This window comes from Spirillospora sp. NPDC047418, from assembly GCF_040643275.1.
In the GTDB taxonomy this organism is placed as follows: domain Bacteria; phylum Actinomycetota; class Actinomycetes; order Streptosporangiales; family Streptosporangiaceae; genus Spirillospora.
The window spans coordinates 74220-90061 of sequence record NZ_JBEYTW010000020.1; the positions used below are offsets into that span (position 1 = coordinate 74220).

General features: G+C 73.2%; 16 protein-coding genes. 4 read left to right on the forward strand and 12 right to left on the reverse strand.

The window, feature by feature from the left end:
* Nucleotides 1-20: 20 nt before the first annotated feature.
* Nucleotides 21-608 carry a hypothetical protein gene (locus ABZ806_RS15600; RefSeq protein ID WP_500217957.1) on the reverse strand — a complete coding sequence of 196 codons (588 nt, stop codon included), beginning with the start codon at nucleotides 606-608 and terminating at the stop codon, nucleotides 21-23.
* 560 nt (nucleotides 609-1168) lie between these two features.
* On the opposite strand from ABZ806_RS15600, the gene ABZ806_RS15605 reads away from it, so the two are divergent.
* Nucleotides 1169-1546, forward strand: coding sequence for an STAS domain-containing protein (locus tag ABZ806_RS15605; RefSeq protein ID WP_500217958.1), 378 nt, complete (start codon nucleotides 1169-1171; stop codon nucleotides 1544-1546).
* Nucleotides 1547-1648: 102 nt separating this feature from the next.
* Here ABZ806_RS15605 and ABZ806_RS15610 read toward each other — a convergent pair whose 3' ends face one another.
* Both ABZ806_RS15610 and ABZ806_RS15615 read right to left on the reverse strand, forming a co-directional pair.
* A complete protein-coding gene (locus ABZ806_RS15610) occupies nucleotides 1649-2416 on the reverse strand; it encodes a GAF and ANTAR domain-containing protein (protein WP_500217959.1) in 768 nt (255 codons plus the stop codon).
* A gap of 100 nt (nucleotides 2417-2516) precedes the next feature.
* On the reverse strand, nucleotides 2517-3188 hold the full coding sequence (locus tag ABZ806_RS15615) for a GAF domain-containing protein (RefSeq protein WP_500217960.1): 672 nt from the start codon (nucleotides 3186-3188) through the stop codon (nucleotides 2517-2519).
* A 360-nt stretch (nucleotides 3189-3548) separates the two neighbouring features.
* Between ABZ806_RS15615 and ABZ806_RS15620 the strand changes: the two genes are divergently transcribed.
* Complete coding sequence (locus tag ABZ806_RS15620) at nucleotides 3549-4643, forward strand: fatty acid desaturase family protein (RefSeq protein ID WP_500217961.1); 1095 nt, start codon at nucleotides 3549-3551, stop codon at nucleotides 4641-4643.
* Nucleotides 4644-4860: 217 nt separating this feature from the next.
* Here the strand turns inward: ABZ806_RS15620 and ABZ806_RS15625 are convergent, their stop codons facing one another.
* Complete coding sequence (locus ABZ806_RS15625) at nucleotides 4861-5439, reverse strand: TetR/AcrR family transcriptional regulator (RefSeq protein ID WP_500217962.1); 579 nt, start codon at nucleotides 5437-5439, stop codon at nucleotides 4861-4863.
* 84 nt (nucleotides 5440-5523) lie between these two features.
* Here ABZ806_RS15625 and ABZ806_RS15630 point away from each other — a divergent pair, with 84 nt between their 5' ends.
* Nucleotides 5524-6741, forward strand: a complete 1218-nt coding sequence (locus ABZ806_RS15630; protein WP_500217963.1) for an FAD-dependent monooxygenase — start codon at nucleotides 5524-5526, stop codon at nucleotides 6739-6741.
* Nucleotides 6742-6776: 35 nt separating this feature from the next.
* On the opposite strand, the gene ABZ806_RS15635 is transcribed toward ABZ806_RS15630, so the two are convergent.
* From ABZ806_RS15635 to ABZ806_RS15665, 7 genes are read right to left on the reverse strand one after another with little or no spacing between them, the layout of a single operon-like run.
* Nucleotides 6777-7529 carry an SDR family oxidoreductase gene (locus tag ABZ806_RS15635; RefSeq protein WP_500217964.1) on the reverse strand — a complete coding sequence of 251 codons (753 nt, stop codon included), beginning with the start codon at nucleotides 7527-7529 and terminating at the stop codon, nucleotides 6777-6779.
* On the reverse strand, nucleotides 7526-8320 hold the full coding sequence (locus ABZ806_RS15640; RefSeq protein ID WP_500217965.1) for an enoyl-CoA hydratase/isomerase family protein: 795 nt from the start codon (nucleotides 8318-8320) through the stop codon (nucleotides 7526-7528). Before ABZ806_RS15640 ends, ABZ806_RS15635 begins: the two co-directional genes overlap by 4 nt.
* A gap of 55 nt (nucleotides 8321-8375) precedes the next feature.
* Nucleotides 8376-10034 carry a CocE/NonD family hydrolase gene (locus tag ABZ806_RS15645; protein ID WP_500217966.1) on the reverse strand — a complete coding sequence of 553 codons (1659 nt, stop codon included), beginning with the start codon at nucleotides 10032-10034 and terminating at the stop codon, nucleotides 8376-8378.
* Nucleotides 10035-10036: 2 nt separating this feature from the next.
* Nucleotides 10037-10807 (reverse strand): SDR family NAD(P)-dependent oxidoreductase, encoded by a 771-nt coding sequence (locus tag ABZ806_RS15650; protein WP_500217967.1) that lies wholly within the window; start codon nucleotides 10805-10807, stop codon nucleotides 10037-10039.
* Nucleotides 10808-10817: 10 nt separating this feature from the next.
* Entirely contained in the window at nucleotides 10818-11645 is an 828-nt protein-coding gene (locus ABZ806_RS15655; protein ID WP_500217968.1) for an enoyl-CoA hydratase-related protein, read from the reverse strand.
* Nucleotides 11642-12385: an SDR family NAD(P)-dependent oxidoreductase gene (locus tag ABZ806_RS15660; protein ID WP_500217969.1), complete on the reverse strand. Its 744-nt coding sequence runs from the start codon at nucleotides 12383-12385 to the stop codon at nucleotides 11642-11644. Before ABZ806_RS15660 ends, ABZ806_RS15655 begins: the two co-directional genes overlap by 4 nt.
* Nucleotides 12382-13350, reverse strand: a complete 969-nt coding sequence (locus ABZ806_RS15665; protein WP_500217970.1) for an amidohydrolase family protein — start codon at nucleotides 13348-13350, stop codon at nucleotides 12382-12384. The genes ABZ806_RS15660 and ABZ806_RS15665 overlap by 4 nt, the downstream gene beginning before the upstream one ends.
* 86 nt (nucleotides 13351-13436) lie before the next feature.
* Here ABZ806_RS15665 and ABZ806_RS15670 point away from each other — a divergent pair, with 86 nt between their 5' ends.
* Complete coding sequence (locus ABZ806_RS15670) at nucleotides 13437-14090, forward strand: TetR/AcrR family transcriptional regulator (RefSeq protein WP_500217971.1); 654 nt, start codon at nucleotides 13437-13439, stop codon at nucleotides 14088-14090.
* Nucleotides 14091-14207: 117 nt separating this feature from the next.
* Here ABZ806_RS15670 and ABZ806_RS15675 read toward each other — a convergent pair whose 3' ends face one another.
* Nucleotides 14208-15842, reverse strand: coding sequence for an AMP-binding protein (locus ABZ806_RS15675; protein WP_500217972.1), 1635 nt, complete (start codon nucleotides 15840-15842; stop codon nucleotides 14208-14210).

Consider the following 15842-nt stretch of genomic DNA (forward strand, 5'->3'; position numbering starts at 1 on the left):
GGACGGGGGCGGCCCGGGTGTCAGTCGTCCCGCCGAGGCGGGTCGAACTCCACGTCGACGTTCTCGAAGCCTTTGTGACGTTCGGTCTCGGCGTAGGAGGTGTAGGCGCGCCGGTCCCCAGCGGTCAGCTCGACGTTGTCGGTGAAGGGCGTCAGCAGGCCGAGGACGATGCCGAACATGCCGTAGGTGGCGCTGGCGTCCTTGAGCACGTGGCCGAGCAGGAACGCGCCGGCCCACTGAATGATCTGCCGTACCAGCGCCGCGGTGACCGCCCCCGTCCGGACCTGCGCGAGCCCGGTCCTCGGGGACCAGATCGGCGTGAACATCCATTCCTTCCACGGCAGCATCCTGGCTCTGGCCACGGGTGTCGTATGCGCAAGCGCCGAATCCAGTACGCGCTGCTGCAGCTCCGGGTTTCCCTGCAGCGCGCACCCCAGCACGGTGACCAGCAGCAGTAGCAGCGGGAACAGTGACACGAACCCGTAATAGGTGATCAACGCCGTGAGATACGCGCCCTGGTCGTCCACGAACTTGTACACCACCGCCAGCGGCAGACCCGCCCAGTGATGCCGCCTCTGATAGGCGTCCACGCGGCCGACCACTCCCACACGGCACTTCTTCCCTCATGAGCGCGCCCAACGTCGACCGTCGCTCCGGGCGAGCGGCCGCCTCCTGTCCCTCACCGGCCTCGCCGAGATCCCGGCGCTGCCGACCGGCGGCATCCGGCGTGATGTCCGGCATCGCGGTCACCCGCGTCCCCCTTCCTCGGCGTGCGCGGACGAGTTCAGGCACGAGCAGGGCTGCCGGTCGACCGCCGTGCGCGAGTACGCGCTTTCTCCGGTCCCGGCGCGGTCCTCCCACCGCCTCCCCGTACCGTCCACGGGCCGGAGAGGTGCGGACACGACCACGGGGTTAGACCGCACCTCGTGGGCGGCCTATGCTGCGTGTGACGGCGGCAGTCGTCTGTCGGGCCGCTCCAGACCCTGGCGGCGTAGGTGCGTACGCTCCAGGGAGGGCTGTCATGACGGTATTCGAATCCTCGCCTCCATCCCCCGTTCCACAGGAAACGCGGGCGCGTCTGGACACTGCGGCCGGCGACTGCGGCCGAGTCGGGACGCGGGTCGGTCTCCGGCGGGCTGCCGTCGAGTGCGGTGCCGGGTCGACCGCGATGCTGCTGGCCCTCGTCGGCGAGATCGACGCTTCCAACAGCGACTGGCTGGCCGTCCGGCTCAGCACCATCATCACCAGCGCGTCCGCCGGCCACACCGGCACCGCCCCGAGCAGCGGTGTGGTCATCGACCTCACGCGCCTCAGGTTCTGCGACGCCAGCGGCATCACGGCCCTGGTCAAGGCTTTCAAGCACGCCCGCGATCAGCGGCTGGTCCTGAGCCTGGCCGGAGCCACAGGGCGGGTCGACCGCGTCCTCCGCATTACCGGCATCGACGACGTCATCGCCCTGCATCCGGAGCCGGCGGACGCGTTGGCGGCGCTGCGCCGACGTGTCGACCGCACAGCGCCGCGCCCGGAAGGCGTCCCCGACGGCTGACCTGCCCAGCGCTCCGTCCGTGTGGAGGCATCCGCCGCGTTGGCCGCCGAGCGGGCCGGCGTTCCGCGTGCTCGTCGCCGCTTTGCCGTCACCGTTCCGTGGTCAGCCGTGGTCGGCGGGGCGGTCGGTATCCTGCTGCGGGTGCAGGAAGCCCGCCACGGTGGGGTCGTCGTCGATGACGGCCTGTGCGAGGTCGGCGAGTTTGCGGTTGGTGTCGCGGGCCTGGGCGCGCAGAGTGGCGAAGGCCTGATCGAGTGAGGTCTGGTGGCGTTCGGCGAGCATGCCCTTGGCCTGCTCGATGATCACACGGCTGTTGAGCGCGATCTGCAGTTGCTGGGACAGCAGTTGATGTTCGCGGGCCGCGCGTTCGCCCAGGATGCCGATGGTGGCCACGTCGGCCATCGCCTGCCCCAGCGACTGGACCGTGGTCGCCTCGTCGACGGCCAAAACCGTAGAGGGGGCGGTGAAGAGGTTCATCGCGCCGATGATCCGTTCTCGCATCCGCATCGGCAGCGCCACCACCCCGCCGTAACCGGCGTCGAGGGCCGCGGCGCTGAACAGCGGCCACCGGGAGGCCTCGGCGGCCAGGTCGGCGACCCTGACGGGCCGGCCGGTGGCGAAGCAGTCCAGGCAGGGGCCCTGCCGGGACTGGAGCTGGAACAACTCCAGCAGCCGGGTCTGTTCGCTGGAGGCCGCGATCACCTGCAGCTCGTCGGCCTGGTCGGTGAGCAGGATCCCGGCCGCCTCGACCTCCAGCAGTTCCACGCAGCGCTCGGCCAGCCGGTGCAGGAACTCGATGAGATCGAAATCGACCACCAGGGTGTCGGCCAGCTCGACGAACACCTCAGCGAGTCGTTGTTGCTGTGGCATGGCTGCTCAATCCATTTCCTCGGCCCAGTGGCTGGGGGTCCTGTCGTGTGACGTCGTCTCTTGCAGACCGCGGTGGTCATCGTGTCGATCCATCGTGTCGTCAGCCGTCGGGAAGATCGTCGGGGTGGAACCGCAGCCGCCGGTCCACCACCTGGCGGGCCAGCCCGGCCAGCGGGACGCCTTCGGTGAAGGCGCGGGCGCGCAGCGCCGCGAACGCGTCCTGCAGACCGACGCCGAGCTGGACGGCGACCATCCCGGTCGCCTGGTACACCTCGATCCTGCCCTCGCCCGGCCCGCCCAGCGGCCACGCCCCCTGGTCCGAGGCCGCACCGTCCGGCGAGGTCCGGCCCGCGGTCAGCATCACCGCCACCGCCGTCCGGCACAGCGTCACGGCGTCGGCGACCTGCTCCGCGGTCAGCGGTCCCGGCCTGACCCGGTACAGGGTGAGGGTGCCCAGCCGGATCGCCCCCACCTGCAGCGGGAAGGCGAACATCGCCCGTACCCCGGCCGCCGTGGCCACCGGCGCGAACACCGGCCACCGGGAGGCGACGGCCGGCGAGGAGACATCGGCGACCAGCACCTGGCCTCCGGAGGCACCGGCCTCGATGCCCGGACCTTCCCCCAGGGTGAACTGCTGCTCCTCCAAGAGCGCGGCCACCGCGTCGGTGGCGTACGCCTGCTGCCGCCGGTCCGGCCGGGTCGCCACCGACACCGCCGCCCCTTCCGCCCCTACCACCGCCACGGCCGCCTGGCACACGTGCGCGGGGGACACCGTCTCTCCGTCCGCGCACCCGGCGACCAACGCCCACAACCGGGCCACCCGCGCCTCGCCCGCAGTCGGTATCGCCGCTCACCGCCCCACTGTCCGAAGCGACCGGATGGCCACACCCCGGCCCCAGCGTCCCACAGCCTCCCGAACAGCGTCGACGGGCGCCGAACACCGGCAGCCATCGTGGTTCACGCCGGTGACGGCCGACGGCACCCGGGCTTACCGGCCCACGGCCGCCCGGCGATCAGCTCTGCCGATAAGCCCTGCCCAGATCGCCTGTGTCGGCATCCCAGGCCAGGAGGTTCCACTAGAAGTGACAGGCGTGCCCTCTCGGGAATGCTCGCCCGAATGGAAGAAGACAGTGTGACCACAAGCGCGACCACGGACGCTCCGACCCCCGGCGGTGCCCCCGCCCAGGGCCGTGGCGAAGCGGTTCCGCGGGGCAGCGACTACGCGCTGCTGTCCCGCGAGGTGAAGCGGGCCGGGCTGCTGACCCGGCGGCCGGGCTACTACACAGTCAAGATCGTCTCAAATCTCGTCCTCCTGGCGGCCGGTTGGGCGGCCTTCGCGCTGATCGGGCCGTCCTGGTGGCAACTGGCAGTGGCGGCGTTCCTGGCAGTCGCCTTCACGCAGACCGCCTTCCTCGGGCACGACGCGGGCCACCAGCAGATATCCGGCTCCAAGCGGGTGAACGAGCTCCTGGGGCGGCTGCACGGCAACCTGCTGGTCGGGCTCAGCTACGAGTGGTGGATCTCCAAGCACAACCGGCATCACGCCCACCCCAATCAGATCGACCGCGATCCCGACATCGCGACCGGAGCACTCACCTTCACCCGCGAGAGCGCTCGGGCCCGACACGGCCCCGGCGCCTGGCTGGCCCGGCACCAGGCATGGCTGTTCTTCCCGATGCTGCTGCTGGAAGGATTCCACCTGCATCTCTCGGGGGTCCGCGCCCTGCTCGGCGGCAGGACCACCGCACACAGGCCCGGCAGGGCCCGCCTGGCCGAAGGCGGTCTGCTGCTCGCCCACACGGGCGGATATCTCACCGCCCTGTTCTGGGTACTTCCTCCACTGCAGGCCGTGGGCTTCCTCCTCCTCCAGCAGGGCCTGTTCGGCCTATACCTGGGCTGTTCGTTCGCCCCCAACCACAAGGGCATGCCGATACTCAGCAGCAACGACAAGACCGACTTCCTGCGCCGGCAGATCCTGACCGCGCGCAACATCCGCGGCGGCCGGATCACCGATCTCGCGCTCGGCGGGCTGAACTACCAGATCGAGCACCACCTGTTCCCGTCCATGCCGCGGCCCAACCTGCGCCGCGCGCAGACGCTGGTGCGCACCTTCAGCGAACGCCACGGCATCACCTATTGCGAGACCGGTCTCCTCCGGTCCTACGCGCAGGCGCTCCGCCATCTCCATGCGGTCGGCGGGCCGTTGCGTCCCGAACTCGAGTACTGACCCCGCCCGCCGGTCACCGGAACCTTGCGTGACCGGACCCGGTCACTCCATCGACACGCGGTCACGGGATCGGGAAGCGGGATGGAATTGTTAGGCGAGACTCGACATACGGCGCCTGCATCTGCCGCGCCGGTATCGCCCGGTCCAAAGCCCGCCGATCAGTCGCCATGCCGCCGCACCCCAGTCCCTGCCCCGAACGAGCCGAGGGCCGCCGGCGTCAACGGCCGATGACCTCGATGACGGTTCGGGTGGCGGTGGCGAGGTCCCGGCCGGACGGTGCCGCGTCCGGGTCGACGAGCCATTGCGCGGCCATGCCGGCGAGCAGGGCCTGGTAGTACGTGCCGACCTGCTCGGCCCGCCGCTCCCCGAGCGCGCCGGCCCCGTGGCCGAACAGTTCCGCCAGCCCGAACCGGGCCTGCCGGTTGGCCTCGGCGAACGTCGCGCGCAGTTCGGGGGTCCGCTCGATGTGCGCGATGACCTCGAACTGGAGCGCCCACAGCGCCCGGGTGTCGGCGAACGACCGCACCACCCGGTCCCAGGTCGCCTCGAACCGGGCGTCGGGGGACGCGTCCGGGTCGGTCTCGGCGGCGAGGACGGACGCGATCTCCTCCCCCCACTCCTCCAGCGCGTCCTGGAGCGCCTCCTGGAGCAGCACGTCCTTCGAGCCGAAGTGGTAGCCGATCGCGGCGAGGCTGACGCCCGACTCGGTCGCGATGTCGCGGGCGGTCGTGCGCGTGTAGCCCTTGGCGAGCAGGCAGCGCTTCGCGCCGGCGAGCAGATCTTCACGGTTGCCCATGGACGCACCCTAGCCGAACTCTCAGACGGTCGTCTCAAACATATGTCTTGCACGAATGTCTGAAACCTTTGTACCATCTGCGGCATGAACACGAACGCGAACGTCCTCATCTCGGGCGCCGGCATCGCGGGCCTCGCCCTCGCCCACTGGCTGACCGGGCGCGGCTGCACCGTCACCGTCGTGGAGCGCGCCCCCGAGATCCGCGCCGGCGGCTACAAGGTCGACATCCGGGGCGCGGCGCTGCAGGTCGTCGAGCGCATGGGGCTGCTGGAGGAGATCCGCGCGCTGCGCACCGACGTGCGGAGCGGCACGATCGTGGACTCGGCCGGCCGGCGGGTCGCGAGCATGGACGGCGACGCGTTCGGCGGACGCGTCCGGGACGACGTCGAGATCCTGCGCGGCGACCTGCACCGGCTGCTGTTCGAGCAGGTGCGGGGGAAGACCGAGTTCCTGTTCGGCGACTCGATCGCGGCGCTGGACGAGACGTCCACCGGGGTCGAGGCCGAGTTCACCAGTGGCGGCACCCGGACGTTCGACCTGGTGGTGGGCGCGGACGGCCTGCACTCGGTGACCCGGGCGCTGACATTCGGGCCGGAGGAGCGGTTCGTGCACGACCTCGGGCACCGCATCTCGATCTTCAGCGTGCCGAACCACCTGGGCCTGGACCGCGAAGAGGTCACCTACGTCGGCGCCGGCCGCAGCGCCCTGTCCTACAGCGCGGCACGCGGCGGCGCGAAGGCGATGTTCCTGTTCCGCTCCGCCGAGGAGGTCCCGCGCGAAAGGGCCGCGCAGGTGCGGGCGCTCGCCGCCAACTACGCGGGCGAGGGCTGGGAGGTCCCGCGGTTCCTGGACGCGGCGGACGGGGCGGCCGACTTCTACTTCGACTCGATAAGCCAGGTCCGCATGGACCGCTGGTCGCGGGGCAGGGTCGTGCTGCTCGGGGACGCCGCGTACTGCGCGTCCCCCGCGTCCGGCCAGGGCACGAGCCTCGCCCTCGTCGGCGCCTACGTCCTCGCCGGCGAACTGGCCGGTGAGTCGAGCAGGGCGAACGGAGACCACGAGGCCGCGTTCGCCGCCTACGAGCGGGAGATGCGCCCGTTCGCCGAGCGGAACCAGAAGCTCGGCCCGGCCAACCTCAGGCGCATGGTGCTGCGGACCCGGCGCGGGGTCCGGCTCGCGATGACGATGATGCGGCTGATGGCGCGCATGCCGGGCCGGGAACGAATGGTGGAGAGGGTCGTCGCACCGATCCACGCGGCCGCCACCTCGATCACCCTCAAGGAGTACGCGCCGCGCGGTTGATGTGCGGGTGCCTCCGTGGGGAGCGGTCTACGGGATCAGCGGAGAGAGTTGCCGCCGTCGGCGGTCAGGGAGCGGCCTGTGATCCATGCGGCCTTGCCGTCGCACAGGAACGAGATGACGCCGGCCAGGTCTTCGGGGGTGCCGGCGCGGCCCAGGGGGGTGGCGCGGGCGGCGGCGGACAGGAGCCGCTCCGGGTCGGGGGTGATGTCGCGCAGCGCGTCGGTGGCGACCACGCCCCCGCTCACCAGGTTGACCGTGATGCCGTCGCGGCCGAGTTCCACCGCGAGGTAGCGGACGACGGACTCGGCCGCGGCCATGGCGGCGGCGATCGCGGCGTAGCCGGGGACGTGCCGGCTCGTCCCGGTACTCACGGTCGTCACGACCCGGCCTCCGTCGGCCAACTGCGGGCGCGCCGCCGCCACCAGGGCGAGGAGTGCGCCGACGCGGGTCGCGAACATCTGCTCGTAGGTGTGCCAGGGGGTGTCGAGGGCCTTTCCGAATGCCGGTGAGGTGGCGCCGAAGCCCGTGGCGTTGGAGATGACGGCGCGCACGGGGCCGAGGCGTTCGCTCGCGGCGCGCACGAACTCCGCGCATTGGTCCCGGTCCGCGACGTCCAGCGCGAAGGCCGCGGCGTGCCCGCCGTTGCGGTGGATCTCGTCGACGACTCCGGCGGCGGACACGGCGTTCCGGTGGTAGCCGACCGCCACGGCGTAGCCGTCCCGCGCGAGCGCGAGCGCGGCGGCCCGGCCGATGCCGCGGCCGGCGCCGGTGATGACGGCGGTCCTCATCGGCGGTCCCCGAACGTGACGCGCTCGTCGTCGGCCGCCTCGGCGTAGCGGTGCCGGGCGTCCCGCTGGAGTTCCCGGGACTCGGGGCCGGCGAGCCGCTCCGCGAAGAGCCCGGCCTCCATGCGGAGACCTTCGGCGAGCGGCAGCCGGGAGCCCTCGACCAGGGCGCGTTTCGCCGCGGCGAGCGCGGCGGCGGGACGGGACGCCATGCTGCGGGCCAGGCGCAACGCCTCCACGTGGAAGGAGGGGGCGGGGAGCACCCGCTCGACGATCCCGGCCGTCCCGGCCTGCTCGGCGGTGAGGATGTCACCGGACAGGACGATGTCGGCGGCCCGCCCGGGGCCGATCAGCCGGGCCAGGCGCTGGGTGCCGCCGGCCCCCGGGATGATGCCGAGGGAGGTCTCCAGAAGGCTGAAGTGGGCGTCGGCCGAGGCCCAGCGCAGCGTGCAGGCCAGGGACAGTTCGAGGCCGCCGCCCCACGCCTGGCCGTCGATCGCGGCGATCACCGGCTGCGGGAGTCGCTCGATGCGCCGCATCGCGGTGTACCAGATCTTGGCCCGCGGCACCGGTCCCCGGGACAGTTCGGCGAGTTCGTCCAGGTCCGCGTGTGCGGCGAAGTAGCCGGGGACGCCGCTGGTGAGCATCACGACGCCGATGTCCGGGTCGGTCTCCAGCCGGGCGAGTTCCGCGTCCAGTTCTTCGAGCGCACCGAAGGTGAGGAAGTTGCGCGGCGGGTTGCGGTAGGTGAGGACGGCGACGCCGCCGCTGTCTTCTCGGGTCCACATCGTCATGTCAGTCCTTGGGTGAGTCGGGTCCGTGCTCGGTCCGGGGTCCGGTGCCGCGGCGTCACGGCTCGGCCTCGTCGCCCAGGAGGAGGACCGACGCGCCGTAGTGGACGCTCTGTGTGGACGGCGTGCCCAGTCCGGCCGTGGCGATCGGCTCCCCGGCGCCCTGGTTGCGGTCGAAGTGCGGGAAGTTGCTGCTCGACAGCATCAGGCCGATGCGGTGACCCGCCCGGAACCGCTGGGCCGTGTACCCGAGGTCGATCTCCAGCTGGACGGGTTCTCCGCGCGGCACGGTGGTTTCCGGGCCATCGCGGTGGCTCAACCTGACCACTCCTTCACAGACCGGCAGCAGCCGCCCGTCCGGGAGCCGGTCCACCAGGCGGGCCATCACGTCGGCGTCCGCGGCGTCGGTGGCGAAGGCGAGTCGCAGCCGGACCGGGCCGGTGGCGTCGATGTCCTCGTCGAGCACGTCGCCGAGGTAGAGCAGGACGTCGGGTCTCGTGGCGATTCGCGCGAGGTCCAGCGGCCCGGGGGCGAGCCGGCCGAGGTGCAGGACGCGCCCGCCGCGGCTCGGGACCGGGTCGGCCGGGTCGTGGACGTAGGCGTCGGGTTCCGCCGGGGCGGGCGCGGCGGTCAGCCCGCCGGGCGTTCCGCCCGCGACCGCCGGCCCGGTCAGGTGCAGGGCATGGCCGGCGGCGTCCGCCGGGGGCCACCGCTCGGCGGTCCGCCATTGGTCCGCGCCCATCAGGAAGTACAGGACGGGGGCGGATTCGCCCGGCCCGTCCAGGCAGCGGCGGAAGAAGTCCAGGTGCCGGGCGGGGAGCCGGGCCGCGGCCGCCGAGGCCGCGACGCCGAAGTTCACCTCGCCCTGCACGTGGGTCAGGGCGCCGGTGTGCGCCCAGGGCCCGACGATCAGCTCGTGCCGCAGGTCGGGGCGCAGCCGCCGCATCTCCAGGTGGCCGCGGACGGTCGCCGTGGCGTAGACGTCGTACCAGCCGGTCACCGACAGGACCGGCACCTCCACCGCCGCGTGGTCCCAGTCGGGCAGGGCCCCGACGCGGCCGTCCAGCAGGTCGCCGATGCGGATCGGGAATCCGGGCAGGTCCAGTTCCGGCATGCCGGCGAGCGGCAGCCGTCGCATCGCCCGCTCCGGGTCGTGGATCAGCGCCGCGACCTTGGCGACGAGCGCCGGGTCCGCGTCGGGCCCCTGCCGGCCCAGCCAGTCCGCGGCCATGTAGGCCAGCCACCCGACCAGGTGGTCCAGCCGGAGCACTCCGCCGGTGTCGCGGGCGTCCGCCGCCGCGCCGGTCGTCATGGCCGGGGCGATGCCCCGCAGGTGCGGCGGCCGCAGCGCCGCGCCGAGCCAGGCGACGATGCCGAGGTAGGACGTGCCCGCGAGGAACACGTTGCCGTCGCACCAGGGCTGCGCCGCCGCCCATTCCACGGTGTCGTAGGTGTCCTCGGCCTCCTGCTCCCACATGACGGCCTGCCACTCGCCGCCGGAGTCGAAGCGGCCGCGGGTGTCCTGGACCAGGGCGGCGAACCCGCCGGCGAGGCAGTGCTGCGGGTGCAGGGCGTCGGAGCTGATCCGCCGCCGGCCGTACGGCGTCCGGAAGATCACGGCCGGGGACGGGGACGGGGGCCGCCACAGGTCGCCGCGTAGCGGCACGCCGTCCCGCATCGGGGTTTCGACGCCGCCTTCGATGCGTCCCAGTTCCATCGTCACACCGCCTTGAGGGCGAGCATCGTGCGGGCCATCTCGTTCCAGCCGGCGGTCGCGCCGCCGTCCACGGTGAGGGCGCAGCCGGTGAGGAAGGAACTGCCGGGCAGCGCGGCGAACACGGCGGCACGGGCCTGCTCCTCGGGGGTGGCGAGCCGTCCGACGGACGTGGTCGCGGCGAGGGAGTCGCGCAGCGGGCCGGGCGGCCACAACTCGTCCACCATCCCGGTGTGCGTCGGCCCCGTGACCAGCGCCACCGCACGGATTCCCTGCGCACCGTAGTCGACGGCCACCGACTGGGCGAGGCCGATGAGGGCGTGCTTGGCCATGTTGTAGACGGGAGAGCGCGGCGTCGCCGCGACCCCGCACATCGAGGACGTGAACACGAACACTCCACCGTCCGCGCGCATGTGCCCGACGGCGGAGCGCACCAGGTAGAAGTTGGCGTCGCAGCACACGCCCATCACCTTGCGGTAGTCGCCGTCGGTGAGGCTGTGCGGGCGTCCGGGGACGTTGACGCCGGCGTTGCCGTGGACGACGTCGAGCCGGCCGTGCCGGGCGACCACCGCCTCGACGACCTCGGCGACCTGGGCCGGGTCGGAGACGTCCGCCTGGACGATCCCCTCCCCCGGCGTCAGGTCCACGCCGACGACCTCGGCGCCCACGGCCCGGAAGAGCCTCATCGAGGCCGCGCCGATGCCGCTCGCCGCGCCGGTGATCAGGACGACCCTGCCGTCGAGGCGGCCGAAGACGTCGCCGTCTGTCATGGTCATGCGTTTCTCCTCAGCGGCCGGTGAACTCGGGGCTGCGCTTCTCGACGAAGGCCCGCGCGCCTTCGACCGCGTCGTGCACTTCCCGGTTGTTGCGGATGTGGAAGGTGTTCTGGATGCGGAGCGCCTGTTCGAGCGGCTGCCCGTAGACCCTCTCGCGCAGTTGCTTGTAGAGGCCGATCGCCCGGGTCGGGCCGGCCGCGAGGCGCCGGGCCTCGGCGAGCGCCGCCTCCGGCAGGTCCGCCGGCGGGACGACCCGGGTGTAGATGCCCAGGCGTTCGGCGTCGGCGGCGTCGAGCAGCCCTCCGGACAGGTAGATCTCCGTCGCCTTCGCGGTCCCGACGATGCGGGCCAGCATGACGGCGGTGCCGGTCTGCGCCACGTTGACCAGGCAGCTGCCGATCCGGGCCGTGTCCGCGGCGATCCGCAGGTCGGCGGCGCAGGCCAGCTCGGTGCCGGCCCCGGCGGCGGCGCCGTTGACCGCCGCGATGACCGGCTGCGGCGCCGTGACGATCGCCTCGACGATCCGCAGGTACACCGGGTCGGCGGTGTCGCCGAGGACCGGCGAGTGCCTGCGCTCTCCGGCGAGGTGCTCGTCCACCGCGCCGAGGTCGTCCCCGCCGCAGAAGGCGCTGCCCGCGCCGGTCAGCACCACGACCCGGGCCTGCGGATCGGTCTCGGCGCGCTCCAGCGCGCGCAGCAGTTCCTCGCCGAGCGCGCGGTCGAGCGCGTTGCGCCGGTCCGGGCGGTTCATGGTCAGCCACAGGACCCCCGGCGCCGGCCGCGAGACCAGCAGGACCCCGCCGCCTCCGGACGCCGTGCTCCCCTGCCCCTGCGTCATGCTCGGACCATCCCTCCATCGACGAACAGTGCTTGGCCGGTGACGTAACCGGCGCTCGTTCCCAGCAGCCAGACGACCGCGGCGGCGACCTCCTCCGGGTACCCGCAGCGGCCGAGCGGCAGCCGCGCGGCGACCTTCTCGGCCAGCCCGCGCAGCCCGCTCTCATCGAGCATCGGAGTGTCGATGAAGCCGGGGCACACGGCGTTCGCGCGGACGCCGAGCGGGCCCAGTTCGACGGCGAGCGACCGGGTCAGGCTGAGCAGCCCGCCCTTGCTCGCGTCGTAGGCGGCCTGCCCGGCGAACCCGGTCACCGCGATCGAGCAGACGTTGACGACGGCGGCGCCCGGCAGCCCGGCGAGGGCGGGGGCCGCCTCGCGGGCCAGCCGGAACGGCGCCGACAGGTTGACCTCCAGCACGCGCGTCCAGTCGGCGGTGCGGTGCTCGCCGAGCGGTGCGCGGTGCTCGACGCCCGCGTTGTTGACCAGGCCGTCGAGGCCGCCGAGCCGCTCGACCGCGCGGGCGACGAGCCGCTGCGGCGCACCGCCTCCGGTCAGGTCGAGCGGCATGGTGTGCAGCCGGTCGTCGGCGACCTCGGTTCCGAAGCGGCGTTCCAGGCGGCGGCACCCGGCCTCGTCGATGTCGGTCGCCAGCACCCGCGCGCCGTGCAGCAGCAGTTCGGCGACGAGCGAGGTGCCGATGCCTCCGGCCGCGCCGGTGACCAGGACCCGGCGGCCGTTCACGCCGCCGCCCCGGAACGGGCCCGGCGCAGCAGCACCTCGGCGTTGCCGTGCAGCCAGGCCCGGACGGTGCCGTCCGGCAGGCCGAGCCCGGCGACCTCGGCGGCGAGCGCGGCCGCCGGCCGGGCCTGCGTCCAGCTGGTCGACCCGAACATGACCCGGTCCCGGACGGGTCCGGCGCCGAGCGTCAGCAGCGCCTCCCAGCCCGATCCGGGGGCCGCCATCCTGGACGGGCGGTGCGAGGAGAACTCCAGGTGGACGTTGGCGTGCCGCTGCGCCACGGCCAGCATCTCGGTGACCCAGGGCCAGCCTCCATGGCCGGCGACCAGGACGAGGCCGGGATGGGCGCCGGCGATCCGGTCGAGCACGCGCGGCGCCGAGACGTCGATCGGGACGTCGGAGCGGAAGTGCTGCCCGCAGTGCAGCCACACCGGGACGCCGACGGCGGCGGCGAACCGCCAGAACTCGGCGTGCTCGGGCCCGGAGGGGTCGCCGCCGTCGAGGAAGGGGATCACCGACAGGCCCGTCGCGCCGAGGTCGTCGAGCGCACGGCGCGCCTCGGCGAGCCCGGACCGCGGATCGGCGAGGCTGACGCCCGCCCACACGCTGAGCCGGCCGGGGTGCCGGGCGGCGTAGCCGGCGACCCGGTCGTTGACGGTGCCGTCCCCGATGGGCCACGGCCCCCCGTGCAGGACCTGATGGACGACCCCCGTCTCGGCGAGCGCGGCGACATGGCGGTCGATGTCGAAGCCGTCCCCGAGGACGCCGGCCAGCCGCTCCGCCGTGCCGGCCGGGTCGCGCGCCGCGTCCGCCGCGACCTCGGCGTGCGGCCGTCCGGTCAGGGCCGCGAACCGCCCGGCGAACAGGACGATGTAGCGCGGCGCGGCGGTGGCCAGCGCACGCAGATAGGCCGTCCAGCACTCGGTGTCATAGGCGACCTCACAGACGTCGATCACCGGTTCACGCATCACGCCCCCTCTTCTATACAAACGTTTGTTTACCAGATTCGGCGCAGCCAGGTCAATGAACGTTCATGTGGTGATAGCGTCGAGGTGTGGCTACGACACGCTCCCGGACGACCGGCGCCGCCGCACCGGCCGCGGCCTCGATGAGCCGGCGGATCCTTGACGAGGCGGCCCGCCTGTTCTACGAGGACGGGTTCCCCGCCACCAGCGTCCGCAAGATCACCGCCGCGTGCGGGGTCACCGCGGGCTCGCTCTACAACCACTACGGATCCAAGGAGGACGTCCTCTACGCGATCCTCAAGCGGGCCCACGAGGACTCCGAGGCGTTGCTGGAGGAGGGCCTCCTGCACGGCGGCGACCGGCCCGACCGGCAGCTGGCGGAGCTGGTGCGGGAGCTGACGCTGTTCCACACCGAGCGGCGTATCGAGGGCCTCGTCGCCCGGACCGAATGGCGCCACCTCCCGGCCGAGCAGGCCCGCGAGGTCCTGGACGCCCAGCGACGCGTCCGCCGGATCTTCGAGCGGACGCTGGAGCGGGGCCTGGCCGCCGGCCGGTTCCGGCTGAGCGACCCGCGGTCGCAGCGCCCGGCCCAGGTGGACGTGGTCGCCAAGGCCGTCCTGGACATGTGCATCAACGCCGGGCAGTGGTTCCGGCCGGAGGGGTCGCTGACGGCCCGGGAACTCGCCGACCAGTACGCCTTCCTCACCCTGCAGCTCGTCGGGGCCGACCCCGAGCAGACCTGACGCCCGGCGGTCCCGGCGCCCGGCGGTCCGCCGGGTGGACGGTCCGCCCGCGAGGCGGCCGGAGGGGACACCGGACGTGCCGGTGCCCCCTCCGGGCCGGGCGGTTCCGCCGCCGGTTCAGCGGGTGGCGGACGTCCCGCCGATGCGGTCCCGCCGGACGACCACGCCCAGCAGCTCGCGGTCGGCCGTGTCCGGCGTGACTCCCGCGGAGCGCAGCCGGTGCTTCTCGATCTTGTTCGTCGGCGTGTGCGGCAGCGCGTCGACCACCCGCACGTAGCGGGGCACCATGAAGTGCGCCATCCGCGGGACGAGGAAGCGCAGCAGCTCGGCGGGGTCGACCACCTCGCCGTCCACGGGCGCGACGACCGCGAGCACGTCGTCCTCGCCGTGCGGGCTCGGCACCGCGACCACCGCGGCCTCCCGGACCGCCGGATGCGCCAGCAGCTCGGCCTCCACCTCGGCCGAGGAGATGTTCTCGCCGCGCCGCCGGATCGTGTCGCCCATCCGGTCCACGAAGAAGTACTCGCCGTCCACCGTGCGGAAGGCGTCGCCGGTGTGCAACCAGCCGTTGCGCCAGGCCCGCGCCGTCGCCTCGGGCATCCCGAGGTAGCCGGAGGTCATCGCCCAGGGCTGCGCGGTGCGCAGCACCAGCTCGCCGACCTCCCCGTCCGGGACCGCCCGGTCGTGCTCGTCGACGACCCGGGCCTCGACGCCCGGCCGCAGCCGCCCGGACGTGCCCGGCACCTCCGGATCGGCCCCGGAGATGATCGGGATCGAGACCTCCGTCATGTTGAACATGGCGACCACGTCGACGCCGAAGCGCTCGGCGAAGGCCGCGCTGTCCTCGATGAGCGGGATCATGAAGACGCGCCGGAGCGGATGCGCGCGGTCCCGCGGGGACGGCGGGCGCTTGCCGAGGAACGCCGCCATCACGCCGAGCAGCGTGACGTGCGTGGTCTCCGTCGCGCGGACGGCCGGCCAGAACGACTCGGTGTCGAACGCGTCCACGAGGCTGATCCCCCCGCCGAACAGCAGCGCGGCGTAGGTGCCGATGGTGCCGCCCGCGTGGAACAGCGGCAGGTTCACCATGTAGCGGTCGGCCGCCCCGAAACCCGTGAACGCGGCGCGCGCACACGCCGCGAGCTGCACGTACGAGCACAGGACGCCCTTCGACGGCCCGGTCGTCCCGGACGTCAGGACCACCGCGTACGGGTCCCACGGCCGGGCCGGCGCCGCCGGCCGGAAACCGGGAGCCGGCGCGGCCAGCGCCTCCGGCCCGAACATCTCCAGCCCCGGTGCCGTCTCCGGCCGGGCATCGCCCGATCCGAGCACCACCACGCGTTCCAGCCCGCCGGTGTCGATGGCGGCCAGCCGCCCCGCCAGTTCGGCGTGGACGACCGCCGCCCGCGCTCCCGACAGCCGGACCGCATGTTCGAGCAGCCCACCGCGGTAGGCGGTGTTGAGCGGGACGAGGGTGCAGCCGAGCAGGTTCACGCCGAACCAGACGCGCAGCGCGTCCGGCCCGTTCGGCAGCCAGGAGAGGACCATGTCGCCTGGACGGGCACCGAGGCCGTGCAGCCCGGCGGCGACCCGCTCGGCCTCGGCCAGGGTCTCGGCGTACGTCCACCGCGTCCCGTCCTGGAAGACCGCGTACACCCGGTCGGGGTGCTCGGCGGCACGGCGGACGAGGAGCTCCCCGACCACGCAGTCCTCGGCCTCGGGCACCGCCGGGCCCCACCATTCGTCGGTCAT